Below are 16,941 nucleotides of genomic sequence, written 5' to 3'. Positions count from 1 at the left end.
GCGGGCTTGCTTTTTAAGGTCAGGGGCGTTTTACCACCCGGTGTAACCTACCACTGAGTAAACTGCTTCGCTGTATTGAGCTGGGTCAGTGCATTTTTAACGCCCAGTAGATGCATCAGGCAGAGCAGGGTAAAGGGCGCTTTCTTGATCAGATTATGGCGGCTGAATCGGATCACGGTCAGCCAACTGGACAATATGTCGCTCAACGGCACCAGTTGACGACGCTTGAACTGCCACTGTGATTGTGATGAAGCATTGTTTTCCAGCGCGATAGGGCAAGGCAGATGACCCGGATAGGCCTGCCATGGCGATTTCAGGGCATTCGGATAGGACTGCTTGAGCCAGGCATGATAGAACGCGTGTTTTCGAACTTTTTCCACCGGCTGGGACAGTGGATATTGCAACACTTTCCATGAATAAAACGGATGGAAGAACTCCATCTGATACTCGGCGATGTGCTCGGCGGGCAGGGACAGGTGGTGATGCTGATCGTTGAGGAACAGAAACAACTGGTAGGCTTTCTCCAGCGGGAGCGTGCGCAGGGGGGCGAAGGCTTGTTTGAGGTTGTCGATCAGCCGGTTCTGCAGGTGTCGGGCATGGTTGACCACAGATTGTGGCAGATAGGCAAACTGCTGCTCCAGATAGGCGTGGATCAGCGTCTCCAAATTCTGAGTTTTGGCGGCCCGATAGACTTTATCGCTGAAGTAGATCAGGCCCATGCCGACGCTTCCGCCGTTGCCGGACCAGGCCAGTTGTGGCCGGGTGACGCTGTCGTAGTCCGGATGGGCCAGACGTCGCCAGTAGTGGCCGATTTTCTGCTCGACGGAGTGGGCCTGCGTATCCCGGACTTGAATCACTTCCAGATCGATTTGGTTCTGCTCGGCGAAGATTTGGGCACAGTCGAGATCCTGGCTTTGCTGTTGGGAAAAGTTAAACGCTTTGAACGGCATTTTTCGGCGCAACATTTCACAGGCAATGAGCCGGGAGTCCAGCCCGCCGGATAACGTGGTGAGTGCTCTCTCAGAGCCTTGGGTGGTTTTGGCGAAAACCTGTTGAAAGGCTTGATCAACCCCACACAACGCCTCCTCAAACGGCACGGTTCGGTTGGCTAACGCCGTCCAGTCAAAATAGCGCTCGGTATGAAATCCCTCGGCAGAAATGGTGATGATTTCGCCCGGATACGCGCAGCGAACTTCCGTATAAGGGGTATGGTCGAGCAGGGTATAGCCCAGGGTTGCCAGTTCACACAGCGCGTCGGTATTGGTGGTCAGCGGCAGGTTTAGCTGTTTGAACAGGCTAAGCCGGGAGCTGAACAGGTAGCCGCTTTGATAGGGCATCCAGTAAAAGGGGCGCAAGCCCAAAGGATCGGTCGCGACGGTTAATTTGGGCTGCAGCCGATCAAAGTGCGCCAGACAAAACACCCCTTCGCACGAATGCAGCACTTGCGGACGGTTGGCTGCAGCGTTGGCGAGGGTGACCAAATCAGCTTGGCGGTCGTGAGTGAGTAGCGGATGGCCAATCAGCGTCGCAAATTGCGTTTCATTCTGCAACCAGGCGGGCTGATGGTAAGCATCAAAGTCATACTGCAGTAACACGCCCTGCGGGCAAGCAAAGCGTTGCAATTGTTCGGTGGGATACTCGGCAAAGACCCGTGACAGTTGCCGAATCATCTCGGGGTCGGGTTGTTTGGTCAATGAGATATAACCTGCAAGGATAGCCATCACCACACTCCGTTGTCGATATGGGTTCCTGAGGGACTTGCGAGGTTCGTGCCAGTCTGATTCAGGTGTCGACCATGCTATGCTTCGGGTTCGAGCTCAGAGAAGGGAAGCGATGGATGACGAAGCGACAAGCGATGGCCACCGCCACGAACGCACAACAGCAGATTTTCGATTGGGTGTCTCAGGATCCACTGCGCCAGCAGGCGCTGGCGTGCGTCAGCCAGCTGAACTTACCCCAAGGTTATATTGCCGCGGGATTTGTCCGGAACCTGGTCTGGGACAGGTTGCATCATTACGCTGAAACGACCCCGCTCAATGATGTCGACGTGATCTACTTTGACCCGGCAGAAGCCGATCCGCAGACTAGCGAGAGATACGAATCCCAGTTGAAGGCGCAATTGCCGCAACTGAACTGGCAGGTCCGGAATCAGGCCCGGATGCATGTGCGCAATGGGGACCGCCCCTACCAGAGCGTGCTGGATGCGATGTCTTTCTGGGTGGAAAAAGAAACGGCGGTCGCCATCCGGCAAATCGCCCCGCAGCGCTATGCATGTATTGCCGCGTTTGGCCTGGAATCTTTATTTCAACTGCAAGTGACGCACAATCCCAAACGGTCTGGCAGTGTTTTTGAAGACCGGTTGCAATCCAAGCACTGGCTTCGGCAGTGGCCGAAGCTGACGGTCGTCAAGTGAGCAAGCCGGTCGAGCTGAAGTGTTCGATACCAAGTGAGATCTTGCCTAAGCCAAGCGCCTGTCAGCTTTTCTTGATTTTGTCCCTTCTGCAAAATGCGCTTGATAAATCCCGCGTGAGCCAGCTACGTTTAACAAGAGTCATCTACATTTAACAAGAGCTGTTTACGCTCAACAAGAACTCATGTTTCAGTAAAGAGGTACGCCGAAATTCAGGCGTACATCCATGCATTGCTGATTCGTGACAGCAGTTATCAGACGCTGCCTTGAGGTCGCCCATACGACCAGAGCCCTGATGATGAATTTCATACAATAATAATTTGATTCGGATGGTCGTGATGACCACAACGTCCCTGAAAGTCAATCAGGCTGAAAACAGATGAAGGAGACGGGCGATGAGAGGCGTTGCAATGTCGTTTTCTTTGGAAGAATACCAATCCCGGTTAGCCAAAGTCAGATTTTCAATGGAAGCGCAGGAGCTGGATGTTCTGATCATTCATGATCCGTCGAATATGTCCTGGCTCACCGGCTATGATGGTTGGTCATTCTATGTGCCCCAATGCGTGGTGGTGGGGCCGAGCGGCGATCCGATCTGGTTTGGCCGGGTGCAGGATGCCAACGGGGCGTACCGAACCGTGTATATGGCGAAAGAAAATGTCACCTTCTACCCGGATCATTACGTGATGAACTTACCGCTGCATCCGATGGAATTTCTGGTCGAAGCCGTGTTGGCGCCGAAATTATGGGATCGGGGCCGGATTGGGGTCGAGAAAGACAACTATTATTTCAGCGCCACCGCTTACGAAGCGCTGACCACCCATATGCCCAATGCTTCTCTGATTGATGCCACCGGACTGGTGAACTGGTGTCGGGCGGTGAAATCGGATCAAGAGCTGACTTATATGTATACCGCCGCCCGGATCGTAGAAAACATGCACCGGGTGGCGTTCGACATGATTGAACCGGGCTTGCCCAAACATCACCTGGTGGCGGAGCTGAACCGCCATGCGGTGCTTGGCCATGACGGGTATTACGGCGACTACGCGGCGATTGTGCCGCTGTTGCCGTCTGGTGCGGATGCATCGGCGCCGCATCTCACCTGGGATGATCGCCCGTTCCAGAAAGGGGAAGGGACTTTCTTCGAGATCGCCGGTGCCCACCGGCGCTATCACTGCCCGCTGTCGCGGACCATTTTTCTCGGCGAGCCGGGGGATAAATTCAAGCGGGCGGATGAGGCCTTAACCCGTGGCATTGAGGCCGGACTGGAAGTCGCGCGGCCGGGCAATACCTGCGCCGACATTGCCAATGCGCTCAATGATGTGCTGGATAAAGCCGGTTTTTCCCGCAATGGTGCCCGTTGCGGCTATCCGATTGGGCTCAGTTACCCGCCGGATTGGGGAGAGCGAACCATGAGCCTGCGGGCCACCGACAACACGGTGTTGCAGGAAGGGATGACCTTTCATTTCATGCCCGGCTTGTGGTTTGAAGACTGGGGACTGGAGACCACCGAGAGTATTGTGATCACCCGGTTTGGGGCCAAAACACTCTGCGACTTTCCGCGTCATCTATTCGTCAAACATTAAGCCTGTGGCCGGGAATCACGCATTCCGGACTTTCAATGGGTATTAAATAAGGATGGGCCATGCAACCGACATCGATGAGCGCCAGCGTGGATTTTGATCTGGACGGTGTACAGCACGGGTTTTTGAAGTTGCCCTATTCCCATGATGGTTCCGCCTGGGGCGCGGTGATGATCCCGATCACTGTGGTGAAAAATGGTGACGGTCCGACGGCGCTGCTGACCGGCGGGAACCATGGTGATGAATATGAAGGGATCACCAGCTTGCTCAAGCTCTCGCATCAGCTCAGGTCGGAGATGATCACCGGACGGGTGATGATCGTGCCGATGATGAATCACCCGGCGGTGGAGAATGGCTCGCGAACCTCGCCAATAGATCGGGGCAATTTAAACCGGGCATTTCCGGGTGATCCGACCGGCAGCGTGACGGAAAAAATTGCTGATTATTTCAATCGTTATCTGGTGCCACGGTGCCAATATGCGTTGGATATTCACTCCGGTGGCAAGACTCTGGATATCATCCCGTTTGCTGCGGCGCATCGTCTGGGTGATCCGGAGCAGGAGGCGGCCTGCTGGCAGGCGGCGAGATTGTTCGGTGCGCCCTATACCATGCGGATGGTGGAGATGGATCCTGCCGGACTCTATGACACTGCCGTTGAGTCGCAGGGAAAGGTGTTTGTCACCACGGAGCTGGGCGGCGGCGGGAGCAGCACACCGGCGTCGATTGCTTGTGCCGATCGCGGGATCCGCAATTTTCTCCGGGTGGCCGGTATTTTGCGTGATGAGGTTGAGCTGCCAGCCCAACCCACCCGGGAGTTGGACATGGCTGATGCCAGTTGCTATCTGCAAAGTGAGCATCATGGGATCGCCGCGTTTGAGGTGCCGCTGGGCGCAGCTGTCCGCGAAGGCGATGTGATTGCCGGCATCTACTCAATGGAACGGACGGGGGAGCCGCCTCACATCTACCGGGCGCAGCGCGATGGCATGCTGGCTGCCCGCCGTCATCCGGCGCTGGTCAATATGGGAGATACGATTGCCGTAATTGCCCGGGTGCTGTCTGAGTAGCGGGTGATAAACATCCAGGGAGGAAAACCATGCGACTTGATCGCTATGATGTGAAAATTTTGCAGATATTGCAGCACAACGGCCGGATCACCAAATCGCATCTGGCCGATGCCATCAACTTGTCCGTCAGCCCGTGCTGGGAGCGGGTGAAAAAGCTCGAAGCCGCCGGGATCATTGAGGGATACGGCGCCCGGATTAACCGGGAGCTGCTGGTTAAATGTACCGCCGTGCTGGTGGAGATTGCCCTGAAACAGCACCATGCCGAAGCGTTCCGCCGTTTTGAATCTTATATTGCCGAGTGCACTGCCGTCACCGAATGTTATGCCACCGGCGGCGGGGTGGACTATATCCTCAAAGTGCAAACCGAAGATATTGATCAGTACCAGCGCCTGATCGATCGCTGGCTTGATGCTGATCTCGGCATTGAGCGCTACTTTACCTACATTGTAACCAAGACCATCAAGCGCGATGAGCCGGTGCTGAACCTCTCGCCACACCTGCTGCGCTGAGTCGCCGCCCCAGAAGCTTGCCAGCTTCGCAACGCATTGCTTTTGAAACGTTGTGCAAACGATTTGACGACGCGTCATGCCCACTTCGGCTAAGGAGCGGCCCACGGGAAAAAAGCCAAACAATCGCCTTCCTTCCAGAAAAATCACCAAAATGGTGTGCGGGGCTTCAGAAAAAGTCGACGGAAAATTTGCTTAGGCTGAAAGGAGGGGCCTGGACGTGTGCTTGGGAGATCTGATGAACGTCGCAAAGTCGGGGTGCCATCATTGGCTCGTGAATGTCACGCAGCGCTGTGGATTGAGGCCATGCTGAGATGGCCACCACTGAGAGGGGAAGACCGATGAATAAACAAACGCAAACCTTACTGGCGCTGGACCGTCAATGTGTGTTTCACGCCTCAACCCACCTGAAGCAGTATGCCGCCGGGCAAGTGCCGGGTCGGGTGGTGACCGGCGGCCACGGGATCCGTATTCAGGACTCGGAAGACCGGGAACTGATTGACGGCTTTGCCGGCCTCTATTGCGTCAATATCGGCTATGGGCGTACCGAGATGGCTGAGGCGATTTATGAGCAGGCGAAACAGCTGGCCTATTATCACACCTACGTCGGCCATACCAACGAGGCGGTGGTGAACCTGTCTGAGCGATTGCTGGCCATGGCGCCGAACGGGATGAGCAAGGTCTATTACGGCATGTCGGGCAGTGATGCTAATGAAACCCAGCTCAAGCTGGTGTGGTATTACAATAATGTGCTCGGGCGGCCGGAGAAGAAGAAAGTCATTGCCAGGGAGCGTGGCTACCACGGCTCCAGCATTGCGTCGGGCTCGATGACCGGGCTGCCTCTGTTTCACGCTCACTTTGATTTACCGCTGGATCGCATCAAGCACACCGTCGCGCCGTATTACTACCGCCGTGATGACGAGAGCATGACGGAGCTTGAGTTTTCCCGGTTCTGTGCCGATCAACTGGAGGCGCAGATCCTGGCCGAGGGTCCGGAGACCGTTGCCGCCATGATTGCCGAGCCGGTGCTGGGCACCGGGGGCATAGTCCCGCCACCGGAAGGGTACTGGCAGGCGATCCGTCAGGTGCTGGATAAATATGATGTCTTGTTGATTGCCGATGAAGTGGTGTGTGGTTTTGGCCGTCTCGGCGCGGCATTCGGCTCGATTTTATATGACATGAAACCGGATTTGATCACCGTCGCGAAAGGACTGACGTCTGCCTACCAGCCGCTATCCGGGGTGATGGTCGGGGAAAAAGTATGGCAAACCCTGGAAGCGGGGACCGATACCTGGGGTGCCTTCGGTCATGGGTATACCTATTCCGGCCACCCACTCGGTGCGGCTGCGGCGTTGTGCAATCTGGATATCATTGCTCGGGAAAATTTGATCGACAATGCCCGCGATGTCGGGGCGTATCTGCAACAGCAAATGAATGCGGCGTTTAGCGAGCATCCGCTGGTCGGAGAAAGTCGCGGGATCGGCATGCTGCATGCGCTGGAGTTCTCGTCTGATCGGCAGCAGCGGGGTCATTTTGATCCCAACCTGAAAGTCGGCCCCCAAGTGGCGGCGGCCTGCCTTGAGCAAGGGTTGATCGCCCGGGCGATGCCGCATGGTGATATTCTGGGTTTTGCCCCGCCGCTGATCGCGACTCGCGCCGATGTCGATCAGATCGTGGCGAAAACAATTCGGGCAGTGAATCAGGTGGTGGATCAACTGGTGACCAGCAAGCAATGGCAACCCCGGTAGTGTCGATTTGATCGCCTGATCTGACCCGGTCCTTGGGCGCCTGACGAGCTCAGGTTCGGGTCATCAACGTCGGTAAAAAAGACTGAATCTTTCTTCTTGACCTCAGGTTAACCTGAGGTTTTATGCTACGTCGTATTCATCAATAAGCATCAATACTCAGCATCAGAAGGAAGACCCATGAAAAATACAAATGCTCAACATGCCCTCAAGCACCATAACCCTACCGCGTTGTTTAACCCGACTCCCTTTGGTTTCTGCCACAGCGTTTCCGCTCCCAGCTCGGGCGAGCTGGTATTTATCTCCGGTCAGAGTGGCGGTGAAGATCTCGATCATACCCTGAGTCATGATTTCAGCCGCCAGGTTGAATTTACCCTCAAGAACCTCGGCATTGCGTTGGCCGAGTATGGATTGCAGTTCGAAGATATCGTCAAAATTACCGTGCTGATTGTCGATCACAACGCGGACAAACTGGCAATCTGGAGCGACGCCGTCAGCCGCACCTGGGATCCGGCGCATCTGCCGGCCAGCACTTTGATCCCGGTCCCGGCACTGGCCCTGAAAGGGATGCAGATTGAAGTGGATGCCATCGCGTTCAAAGCCCACGATCGCGAAACTGTCATGTCCGAATCATTGGCTGAATAATACCAATCGCAGTAAATAACTGGTCATCCTAGCTGGTTAAAATGCTCGATAACCGCGTTATAATTTTTGATTGTAGAATAACTACTTATCAAGAAATTCTGCCTTGTTCTCAAACATTTTTCCTGCGCTATTTCTGATCACTTACTTACTCTGATTGGTATAAAACCGAGAATGAAGGCCCTGATCATCCGGGGCGTTGAAGGATTGGATGCATGGAACGACTCATGACTTATAAGAATTATCTGTTGTTGGCAATGATTGGACTGATCTGGGGCTCTCAGTTCGTGTTTCAGGATGTCGCGGTCGCGGAAATCTCACCGCTTTGGGTCGGCGTGAGCCGTTCCGTGATTGGGGCGCTGACGCTGGTTGTACTGTGTCGGATGCTGAAATTGCGCAGCCGGAGCCACAGTCGGAGCCACAGTCAATGGGGATTATTCGCCCTGATAGGCTTGCTGGAAGCAACGATTCCGTTTGTATTGGTTCCCTGGGGGCAGCAACAGCTCGATAGTGCCGTCGTCGCGGTGCTGATGGGGACAATCCCGTTCTTTGCGCTGCTTTGCGCGCCGCTGTTGATCAGCGGTGCCAGCATTACCCGGTCTGGCCTGATGAGTGTGCTGCTGGGGTTCGGTGGCCTGGTGCTGCTGTTCTGGCCGGCGCTATCGAGCGGCATGGGCGCTGTGGAGCCTGTCCGAGGACTGGCCGTGATGGGCGCAGCCGCCAGTTTTGCCGTGGCACTTTTGTTGCTCAACCGAGTGAAAGGAGAGCATCCGCTGATTGTCGCCCGGAATGTATTAACCATGGCCAGTGTCCAGTTGGTGCTGTTGGCTTTTGTCGTGTCACCACTTGAGGCCGGCGGTCATTCGAACCGCGCCTTGGCCTCGGTCATTTATCTCGGTGTGATGTGTGCCGGGGTTGTTTACTTCCTCTACATGGCGCTTTTGCAGCGAACCGGGCCGGTGTTTACTTCCATGACCAATTATCTGGTGCCGGCGATCGGAGTGGTCATTGGCGCGGTGTTCAACCATGAAGCCGTTGCGCCAACGACCTGGCTGGCCCTGGTGGTGATTGTTGCAGCGTTGATGCTGAACAAACCGCCAAGTGGCAAGAACAAAGCGAGGTCGACGCCGCGTGGGGTGCCGACAACCGGAGAGTCTGCGGCTGGTTAAGAGCGGTGCAGGAAAGCTCAGGAAAGAAGTCGGCATTGAACAAAAAAGCCAGCGACTCATTGACCGGTCACTGGCTTTTGTTTTGTTGCTGGCTCTTGTTTTGTTTTGTTCCTGCGGAAGGGTTATTTCAGCAGCATGTTATACAGGGTGTAGAGGCTCATCATCGCCATCATCACTGTGATCCCCCAGCCAATCAATGACATCCAGCCCGGGTGTTGATAGGTCCCGATAATCGCTTTTTTCTTGGCGGCCACCAGCATGGTGCCCAGAGTCACCGGCAGGATAAACCCGTTCAGTGCTCCGGCGATGATCAGCAGGGCAACCGGCTTGCCGATGAAACAGAAGATCAGCGTTGAGGCGACAATAAACCCGATGATGAATCCACGAGCGTGTTTTTCAATCAGCGGGTGGAGCGTTTTCAGGAAAGAAACTGAGGTATAAGCCGCACCGATCACTGAAGTAATGGCCGCCGCCCACAGTACTAGTCCGAAGATCTTATAGCCGACATTGCCAGCGGCGTGCTGGAACATCGAAGCCGGTGGGTTAGTTGGATCGAGCGTGACGCCCTGGCTGATCACGCCGAGTGCGGCAAGGAACAGGATGATGCGCACCAGAGAGGCCAGACTGATGGCAGAGATAGAACCGCGGTTGACCTGCGGCAGGGCTTCCTGTCCGGTCACGCCCGCATCCACCAAACGGTGGGCTCCGGCAAAGGTGATATAGCCGCCGACAGTGCCGCCGACCAGGGTCACAATCGCAATCACATCAATATGTTCCGGCCAGACTGAGCGGTACATCGCCTGCGCGACCGGCGGTTCCGTGGAGAACAGCACATAAAGGGTCATCGCAATCAAGGCGCCGCCCATCAGCACGGTGAAGCGGTCCATGATTTTCCCGGCATCTTTGAGCAGGAAAATCGTCACCGCAATCACAGCACTGATCCCGGCCCCGGCAATCGGTGACAGGGACGGGAACAGGACGTTCATCCCCATCCCGGCCCCGCCGATATTCCCGATATTAAACGCCAGCCCACCGAGTGCGACAGCCCCGGCAATGGCGTAGCCCAATCCCGGCAGCAGTTCATTGGCAATGTCCTGTGCGCGTTTTTTGGAGACGACAATCACCCGCCAGATATTCAGCTGTGCACCGATGTCGAGCAGGATCGACACCAGGATCACGAAAGCAAAGCTCGCGCCCAGTGTCTGGGTGAAGACGGTGGTCTGGGTCAGAAAACCCGGTCCGACCGCCGAGGTGGCCATTAGAAAGGCCGCGCCCATGATCAGCGACCAGTTAAACCCGCCGCGGGGGGACGCCGATGCTTCGGCATTACGCGATGGGAGGATGATTTTTTCAGATGCCATGTGGATACTCCTGTAAAAAATAGGCCCTTGTCCATTGGGCTGTTTGTTATTGTCTGTTGTGATGTATTGAGCGCCGGGCATTTTTTGCTGCCCACGCTCGCAGGCTTACGTCGTCAAAGCCTGATTGAGCATTGCTGCTGCCCGCTTTTTCCCGACATAGCTGTGGAAAAAGTGGTGTTCGATCATCCGCTCGGCTTCCGCCTGATAGAGGTCTTTTTCGACAAAGCGAATTTGTGCGCCGGGCTGACATTGCGCCAGTTTGCTCAGGCTGCTGGCGGTGAGACAGCCGATTTTGGGATAGCCGCCGATGGTCTGGCGGTCGCGCATCAGAATGATGGGCTGGCCATCGGCCGGGATCTGAATTGCGCCCAGTGCGATGCCTTCGGAGATCAGGCTGGTGGTCTGGCAGATGATCGCTTCGCCGGCCAGGCGGTAGCCCATGCGATCGATTTGTGGCGTGACGGTGTAGGTATGGCTAAAAAACCGTTGGCGCTGCTCGGGGGCAAACTGCGCATATTGATAGCCGGGGATCACCTCAAGCGTCACGTCCCGGCCGTACTCCGGGATGAACTGGCGCGGCACCCGGCGCAAGGGCTGCGCGGGCGTGGCGTTGTAGCGCAGGCAATCTTGCGCGGTTAACTTGCGGCCTTGGGTATCCGGGCCGCCGAGGTTGTCGCGCATGACGGTTGCGCAGCTGTTGAGCACCGGCGTAACCACAAAACCACCTTTGACGGCCAGATAGGCGCGGATCCCGTGCTGACTGCCGCGTAGGCTTAGTTGATCGCCAGCCCGTACACTGACGCTTTGCCAGGGCGAGATGGGTTGCTGATTGAGTTTTGCCGCCATGTCCGCGCCGGTCAGGGCGATAGTGGTCGCGGCGTGAAACTGACAGCTGAACTGTCCCATGGCGATTTCAATCTGGGCAGCATGGATCGGGTTATCCAGCAGGCGATTGGCCCACAGAAATGCATGTTCATCCATCGGACCGCCGGGGCTGACCCCGATATGCTGATGGCCGTGGCGGCCCAGATCCTGAAGCAGGCTCAGGGGCCCCGGGGTGAATACGGTTAAACTCATGCGACCTCCCGAATGCGATGTTCGCGGCGCATGTCGCCGGAGCTGGTGTCAGCTTGGGTGCGACTAGCAGCAAGCGTTGCCTCTTCCGCCGTGATCACCCCGCCCAGCGCCAGAAACCGGGCGCGGGAGATTGGGGTGAAGCGCACCTGGGCGCCCATTTCAAACAGAGTCAGGTTTTCTCGCTGGTAATCAATCAGGTCAACCGGGGTGCGGCCGATGATCTGCCAGCCGCCTGGCGAGGCTTTGGGATAGATGGCGGTTTGTTGATCGGCCAGGGCCAGGCTACCTGCCGGCACTTTTGCCCGTGGTGTCTGTTTGCGTGCAATGTGGAGCCGGGGATCGGTATTGCCCAGATAGGCAAATCCCGGTGCAAAGCCAATGGCATAGACGCGGTACAGGGTACTGGCATGAATCTCGATAATTTGCTCGAAATCCAGCCCGGTATGGCGACAAAGTTCATCCGCATCCAGCGCCACTTCCCGTCCGTAATACACCGGCAGCTCGATCAACGGGCTCGGGCTGTGCTGGTGTTGCTGTTGCTCGGCCTCACTCAGCAGGCGTTTGAGTTGCTGGGTGAAGTCACGAAGCCCGATGGCCATCAGATCAAAGCTGATCAGAATGGAAGTATATGACGGCACTATATCGATCAGGTAGTTGCCCAACTGCGTGCGCAGGATCGGCAGCAGGGCAGCAATCTGATCGGCCGTTTCCGGTGAGGTTTGGTCGGCCAGATAGACCATGACCGTATTTTCGTTCACTGGGGTGATGGTCATCAGCGGCCTCCGCAGTCTTGTCGGGCCGGAGAGGTCGTGGAGGCATCGCGACCTTGTTCGCACTGGAATTGCTGCGGCTGTTGCTGCCGAGGTTGTTGTAGTTGCTGTTGTTGCAGTAGATGTTGTTGCAGTAGATGTTGCAACAGCTGGGCGGTTGGCAAGGCTTGCGGGCCATCGCCGTGAATGCACAAGGTGTCCGCACGTACTGGGATCACCTCTCCTGCCAGTGTGGTCACGCTGCCGTGCTCGATCAGCTGGGCTGCCTGACGGCGGATTTGTGCCAGTTCATGATAACTGGAGCCGGGCTCGGAACGGGGCATTAAGCGACCGTCGCTGCCGTAGGCGCGATCGACAAAGGCTTCAAACCAGAGCTCGATGCCGTATTCATCGGCCATCGCCTGATAATGGTCATGATTGGGCACCGCCATCACCACCAGAGGTAGGCTGGCATCATAGCGGTGCAGGGCAGCCAGCAGGGTGGTGAACACCTGATCATCTTTCATCATGGTGTTGTACAGGGCGCCATGGGGTTTGACATAGCTGAGTGGCATTGACTCACTCTGGCAAATCGCGACTAACGCGCCGATTTGATAAGTAAAGAGTGCAGCCAGTTCTTCCTGGCCCAGGTTGAGCGGGCGGCGGCCAAAGCCTTGCAGGTCGGCGTAACCGGGGTGGGCACCGATCGTCACTTGATACTGTTTGGCCAGCCGGACGGTATTAAGCATCACGGTGGGGTCGGATGCGTGCATACCACAGGCAATATTGGCCATGTTCAGATACGGCATCACCTGCGCATCATTGCCCATGTTCCAGATGCCGAAGCTTTCGCCCATATCACAGTTGATTTTCATCTCTTTCTCTCCCTGATTTACAGCACAGCCAAGGCGTTGTTAAGCAAGTCGGTGATCAGCATTTTTCCCGGCGCATGGGTGATGCAGATTGGCGGCTTGCTCTGGCGCAGCACGTTCTGTGGCGTAACGCCGCAGGCCCAGAACACCGGCACTTCGCCGGTATGAATGTCGACGGCCTCACCGTAATCCGGGGTGTCAATGTCCTGAATGCCAATCGCGGCCGGATCACCGAAATGAACGGGGGCGCCATGGGCTTTCGGATAGCGGCTGGTGATCTGAATGGCGCGGATCGCGTCTTTGGGGGTAAACGGGCGCATGGAAACCACCATGTTGCCGTGAAACCGACCGGCGGGCTGGCAGGCGATTTGGGTGTCGTACATCGAGACATTGCGCTGCTGCTCAATATTTCGCACGGTCAACCCGGACTGGATCAGGGCTTCTTCAAATGAAAAGGAGCAGCCCAGTACGAAAATCACCAGGTCATCCCGCCAGTACGCTTCGAGATCCGGCACTTTGGCCGTCAACTGCCCGTCGTGGAAAATGTGATATTCCGGGACGTCGCGGCTGATATCAATGGCGGCGCCAATGTCATCCAGAAACGGTTGACCAGGCTCGGTGACGCCAATCAAGGGGCAGGCGACCGGGTTTTTCTGGCAGAACAGCAAGAAGTCATTGGCCCAGTCTGCAGGCAGCATCACCAGGTTGGCTTGCAGATAGCCTGGTGCCAAACCGCTGGTCGAGCCGGTATAAGCATTGGTTCGGATCTGCTCTCGCAGCGCCTGCCGGGAAAGTGAGGCCAGAGATTGTTGTAATCCGGACGTGTCCATCGTACCGCTCCTTGGTTGCTATTGTGTAAATACTTGGTAAAGATACGGCTTCCTGAGATAATGTCTATTTGTGATTTTTTGGGTGATCTGATAAAAAAAATTTATCAGGCAGTAGGATGTGTGCTGTCTACGGGGAAAAGTGACGCGATATTTCGACACAGGAGGTGAGGTTATGCTGAATCTCAAACAGCTGGAAACCTTTGTATGGATTGCAAATTTGGGCAGTTTTCGTCAGGCTGCGGCGCAGTTGTGTACCACGCAACCGGCAATCTCCACGCGGATCGCGAATCTGGAGCAAAGTCTCAACACGACTTTGTTTCACCGTGAAGGCGGGGTGGTGTCTTTGACGGCTAAAGGCCGGGAGTTGTTACCCCTGGCCGAGAACATCCTGAGAAATACCGAGCAACTGCAATTGAAGGCCGATGCGGCAACCGCTTTATCCGGCATGTTACGGATCGGGGTATCAGAGACGTTGGTCCATACCTGGTTGCCGGATTTTTTAAAGTTGATCCACCAGCAACTGCCGGAGGTTGAGGTAGAGCTCATTGTCGATGCGACCGTCAATCTGAGCAAAGAGTTGCTTGCACGAAATATCGATATCGCGCTGATGCTCGGGCCGGTTGCCGAGCCGGTGGTGGTGAATCAGATGATTTGCGGTTACCCCTTGTATTGGGTGGCCAGCCCCGAGCTGCTTGGCAGGCAAAACGCGACGATGGCGGATTTTGTCCAATGGCCGTTGATCACCTATGCCCGTAATACTGCGCCTTATCATGAGATTGCCCGTTATTTTAAACAGCAGGAGATGGCGGTCCGCTTTTATTCTGCCAGCTCGTTGTCAGCCAGTGTCCGCCTGGTGGAAAACGCCGTGGGCATTGCGTCGCTGCCGAAAGAGGTGATTTGTGATCAGCTGAGCAGTGGGCGGTTGGTCCTGCTGGATGCCGAGTGGCAGCCCAGTCCGCTGCAATTTACCGTCTCTTATATCAATGCGCCGGCCAGCCAGTTGACGGAGCAAGCGGTGAAACTGGTCCATTGTGCTGTTGCCCGCTATGAGCAGCTTGAGAGGCGCTGCGAGTGATCCGGACCTGTTTTCAGGCTGATAGCGCCAAAGAGATCCACTTGTAAGTGAATGTTTCTCAACGTGTCGCACGAGTTGTGATACTGTTTGTTATACAAATAAGTAAAAGAGATTGATCACCATGACCACACTGCCAAAACCTGAGAAACGCCTGCGCCGTCTGCGCCATACCCCTGCGATGCGAGCTTTGGTCCGCGAACACGATTTTGAGTTATCGGATCTGATCCATCCGTTGTTCATTGAAGAGAACATTGTCGACCCGGTCGAGATCTCGACCATGCCGGGCATCGTACGGCTGCCGGAAAATCAGTTGGCGGATGAAGTCCAGGCGCTCTACGCCTTAGGGATCCGTTATGTGATGCCGTTCGGGATCTCTCACCATAAAGACGAGGCGGGAAGTGACACCTGGGATGATGAAGGCCTGCTGGCGCGGATGATCCGTACCATCAAGGCGGCATGTCCGGAGATGATGGTGATCCCGGATATCTGTTTTTGTGAGTACACCACCCATGGCCATTGCGGCATTGTGTATGACCACTGCGTCGATAACGATGCCACGCTGGAAAACCTGGTGAAGCAGAGTGTGACTGCTGCCAAGGCCGGGGCTGATATGCTGGCGCCGTCTGCGATGATGGATGGTCAGGTAAAAGCAATCCGGGCCGGCCTGGATGCGGCGGGATATGAACACGTGGCGATTCTGGCCCATGCGGTGAAGTTTGCTTCGTCATTTTACGGGCCGTTCCGCGCCGCTGTGGATAGCGAGCTGGATGGCGATCGCAAAGGGTATCAGATGGATTACGCCAATGGTCGTCAGGCGCTGCAGGAAGCCTTGCTGGATGAAGCGGAAGGGGCGGATATTCTGATGGTAAAACCCGGGACGCCATACCTGGATGTACTGGCGAATTTGCGTCGGGAAACGCATTTGCCGCTGGCGGCTTATCAGGTCGGTGGTGAGTATGCGGCGATTAAATTTGCTGCCCTGGCTGGTGCCCTGGATGAAAAGGCGGTGGTGTTTGAAACGCTGACCGGGTTCAAGCGGGCTGGGGCGCAGCTGGTGGTGAGTTACTACACCAAGCAGGTCGCGCAGTGGCTGGCGGACGAGCAGGCATAACGCAGACTAGACAACTAAGCCCATCAATTGATGGGCTTGGTGTTATCGTCTGCTCGTTACGAGGGCTGTTACTGCAGGTAAGCGTTGAGCATCCAGGTTTCTTTCTCTTGCTGGCTGATGTAATCGCTCAGCAGGGAGACGGTCCCCTCATCTCCGAGTTCGCTGGCTGCGCTCAGGATCTGACGCTGTTTGATGAGCAGGGTCTGGTAAGCTTCAAGGATATGGCGAATCGCCTGTGCCCCGTCGGTGACATCCAGCGTTTCCGGGATCGCTGATAGCGCCAGGTATTTCGAGTAGCCGTGTACTGGTTGCGATTCCAGGGTCAGGATCCGCTCGGCAATTTCATCGACTTTGATCACCAGATCGTTATAAATCTCTTCAAATTTTGCGTGAAGCTCAAAGAAGCTGCGGCCTTTGATGTTCCAGTGGAAACCGCGAACATTCATGTAAAGCAATTGGTAGTCGGCCAACAATGTATTCAATTCTGTGGCGAGGACCGAGGTTTGTTGTTTGTCGAGGCCAATCATATTCTTTTCCATGGTCGTTTCCTTTCTCTGTTCAGCAGAATGTGCGTTGATGTGTCACTTGGCTATGGGCTAAGAATAAGCTGGGTAGGATGGAAAGTATAATCGATTGAATGTATTATTTTGATAGGTTATACCGATTTACTAAGGGTTGATTGAGCGGTAACTGGCGTTGCTGTGGAATCGTGTCTTGAGCCGTCTCATGAACTTATGCACAATAGTGCGA

At 55.6% G+C, this 16,941-nt stretch carries 16 protein-coding genes; 9 read left to right on the top strand and 7 right to left on the bottom strand.

Features of this window, described 5'->3' with window-relative positions; genetic code table 11:
- Positions 1–47: 47 nt before the first annotated feature.
- Positions 48–1,721 (bottom strand): asparagine synthase-related protein, encoded by a 1,674-nt coding sequence (locus NH461_RS19825; protein ID WP_261604319.1) that lies wholly within the window; start codon positions 1,719–1,721, stop codon positions 48–50.
- Positions 1,722–1,837: 116 nt separating this feature from the next.
- Here NH461_RS19825 and NH461_RS19820 point away from each other — a divergent pair, with 116 nt between their 5' ends.
- From NH461_RS19820 to NH461_RS19790, 7 genes are all read left to right on the top strand, one after another.
- A complete protein-coding gene (locus NH461_RS19820) occupies positions 1,838–2,413 on the top strand; it encodes a nucleotidyltransferase family protein (RefSeq protein ID WP_261604318.1) in 576 nt (191 codons plus the stop codon).
- A gap of 392 nt (positions 2,414–2,805) precedes the next feature.
- On the top strand, positions 2,806–3,993 hold the full coding sequence (gene doeA / locus NH461_RS19815; protein WP_261604317.1) for an ectoine hydrolase DoeA: 1,188 nt from the start codon (positions 2,806–2,808) through the stop codon (positions 3,991–3,993).
- Positions 3,994–4,052: 59 nt separating this feature from the next.
- Complete coding sequence (gene doeB / locus NH461_RS19810) at positions 4,053–5,054, top strand: N(2)-acetyl-L-2,4-diaminobutanoate deacetylase DoeB (RefSeq protein WP_261604316.1); 1,002 nt, start codon at positions 4,053–4,055, stop codon at positions 5,052–5,054.
- A 29-nt stretch (positions 5,055–5,083) separates the two neighbouring features.
- Positions 5,084–5,563, top strand: a complete 480-nt coding sequence (locus tag NH461_RS19805; protein ID WP_261604315.1) for an Lrp/AsnC family transcriptional regulator — start codon at positions 5,084–5,086, stop codon at positions 5,561–5,563.
- Positions 5,564–5,901: 338 nt separating this feature from the next.
- Positions 5,902–7,308: an aspartate aminotransferase family protein gene (locus NH461_RS19800; protein ID WP_261604314.1), complete on the top strand. Its 1,407-nt coding sequence runs from the start codon at positions 5,902–5,904 to the stop codon at positions 7,306–7,308.
- A gap of 177 nt (positions 7,309–7,485) precedes the next feature.
- Positions 7,486–7,950, top strand: coding sequence for a RidA family protein (locus NH461_RS19795; protein ID WP_261604313.1), 465 nt, complete (start codon positions 7,486–7,488; stop codon positions 7,948–7,950).
- A gap of 224 nt (positions 7,951–8,174) precedes the next feature.
- Positions 8,175–9,116, top strand: a complete 942-nt coding sequence (locus NH461_RS19790; RefSeq protein ID WP_261604312.1) for a DMT family transporter — start codon at positions 8,175–8,177, stop codon at positions 9,114–9,116.
- A 122-nt stretch (positions 9,117–9,238) separates the two neighbouring features.
- Here the strand turns inward: NH461_RS19790 and NH461_RS19785 are convergent, their stop codons facing one another.
- From NH461_RS19785 to NH461_RS19765, 5 genes are all read right to left on the bottom strand, one after another.
- Positions 9,239–10,477, bottom strand: coding sequence for an NRAMP family divalent metal transporter (locus tag NH461_RS19785; protein WP_261604311.1), 1,239 nt, complete (start codon positions 10,475–10,477; stop codon positions 9,239–9,241).
- A gap of 105 nt (positions 10,478–10,582) precedes the next feature.
- Positions 10,583–11,554: a biotin-dependent carboxyltransferase family protein gene (locus NH461_RS19780; RefSeq protein ID WP_261604310.1), complete on the bottom strand. Its 972-nt coding sequence runs from the start codon at positions 11,552–11,554 to the stop codon at positions 10,583–10,585.
- Positions 11,551–12,327, bottom strand: a complete 777-nt coding sequence (pxpB, locus tag NH461_RS19775) for a 5-oxoprolinase subunit PxpB (RefSeq protein WP_261604309.1) — start codon at positions 12,325–12,327, stop codon at positions 11,551–11,553. Before pxpB ends, NH461_RS19780 begins: the two co-directional genes overlap by 4 nt.
- Positions 12,327–13,178, bottom strand: a complete 852-nt coding sequence (locus tag NH461_RS19770; RefSeq protein WP_261604308.1) for a 5-oxoprolinase subunit PxpA — start codon at positions 13,176–13,178, stop codon at positions 12,327–12,329. The genes pxpB and NH461_RS19770 overlap by 1 nt, the downstream gene beginning before the upstream one ends.
- A 17-nt stretch (positions 13,179–13,195) precedes the next feature.
- Positions 13,196–14,005: a putative hydro-lyase gene (locus NH461_RS19765; protein WP_261604307.1), complete on the bottom strand. Its 810-nt coding sequence runs from the start codon at positions 14,003–14,005 to the stop codon at positions 13,196–13,198.
- Positions 14,006–14,177: 172 nt separating this feature from the next.
- On the opposite strand from NH461_RS19765, the gene NH461_RS19760 reads away from it, so the two are divergent.
- On the top strand, positions 14,178–15,080 hold the full coding sequence (locus tag NH461_RS19760) for a LysR family transcriptional regulator (protein WP_261604306.1): 903 nt from the start codon (positions 14,178–14,180) through the stop codon (positions 15,078–15,080).
- 121 nt (positions 15,081–15,201) lie between these two features.
- A complete protein-coding gene (hemB, locus tag NH461_RS19755; protein WP_261604305.1) occupies positions 15,202–16,191 on the top strand; it encodes a porphobilinogen synthase in 990 nt (329 codons plus the stop codon).
- A gap of 68 nt (positions 16,192–16,259) precedes the next feature.
- On the opposite strand, the gene NH461_RS19750 is transcribed toward hemB, so the two are convergent.
- Positions 16,260–16,730 (bottom strand): Dps family protein, encoded by a 471-nt coding sequence (locus tag NH461_RS19750; RefSeq protein WP_261604304.1) that lies wholly within the window; start codon positions 16,728–16,730, stop codon positions 16,260–16,262.
- Positions 16,731–16,941 lie beyond the last annotated feature (211 nt).

The sequence above is a fragment of the Photobacterium sp. TY1-4 genome (assembly GCF_025398175.1).
GTDB lineage: Bacteria > Pseudomonadota > Gammaproteobacteria > Enterobacterales > Vibrionaceae > Photobacterium.
Note: the sequence above shows the minus strand (reverse complement) of the source record. Positions and strands in the feature narration are given on the sequence as shown.

Bases quoted from the DNA above. Each gene is read 5' to 3' on its own strand.
- pxpB (WP_261604309.1), bottom strand. From the start codon at position 12,327: ATGACCATCACCCCAGTGAACGAAAATACGGTCATGGTCTATCTGGCC.
- hemB (WP_261604305.1), top strand. From the start codon at position 15,202: ATGACCACACTGCCAAAACCTGAGAAACGCCTGCGCCGTCTGCGCCAT.
- NH461_RS19795 (WP_261604313.1), top strand. From the start codon at position 7,486: ATGAAAAATACAAATGCTCAACATGCCCTCAAGCACCATAACCCTACC.
- doeB (WP_261604316.1), top strand. From the start codon at position 4,053: ATGCAACCGACATCGATGAGCGCCAGCGTGGATTTTGATCTGGACGGT.
- NH461_RS19770 (WP_261604308.1), bottom strand. From the start codon at position 13,178: ATGAAAATCAACTGTGATATGGGCGAAAGCTTCGGCATCTGGAACATG.
- NH461_RS19800 (WP_261604314.1), top strand. From the start codon at position 5,902: ATGAATAAACAAACGCAAACCTTACTGGCGCTGGACCGTCAATGTGTG.
- NH461_RS19780 (WP_261604310.1), bottom strand. From the start codon at position 11,554: ATGAGTTTAACCGTATTCACCCCGGGGCCCCTGAGCCTGCTTCAGGAT.
- NH461_RS19820 (WP_261604318.1), top strand. From the start codon at position 1,838: ATGACGAAGCGACAAGCGATGGCCACCGCCACGAACGCACAACAGCAG.
- NH461_RS19765 (WP_261604307.1), bottom strand. From the start codon at position 14,005: ATGGACACGTCCGGATTACAACAATCTCTGGCCTCACTTTCCCGGCAG.
- NH461_RS19760 (WP_261604306.1), top strand. From the start codon at position 14,178: ATGCTGAATCTCAAACAGCTGGAAACCTTTGTATGGATTGCAAATTTG.
- NH461_RS19750 (WP_261604304.1), bottom strand. From the start codon at position 16,730: ATGGAAAAGAATATGATTGGCCTCGACAAACAACAAACCTCGGTCCTC.
- NH461_RS19785 (WP_261604311.1), bottom strand. From the start codon at position 10,477: ATGGCATCTGAAAAAATCATCCTCCCATCGCGTAATGCCGAAGCATCG.
- NH461_RS19790 (WP_261604312.1), top strand. From the start codon at position 8,175: ATGACTTATAAGAATTATCTGTTGTTGGCAATGATTGGACTGATCTGG.
- NH461_RS19805 (WP_261604315.1), top strand. From the start codon at position 5,084: ATGCGACTTGATCGCTATGATGTGAAAATTTTGCAGATATTGCAGCAC.
- NH461_RS19825 (WP_261604319.1), bottom strand. From the start codon at position 1,721: ATGGCTATCCTTGCAGGTTATATCTCATTGACCAAACAACCCGACCCC.
- doeA (WP_261604317.1), top strand. From the start codon at position 2,806: ATGAGAGGCGTTGCAATGTCGTTTTCTTTGGAAGAATACCAATCCCGG.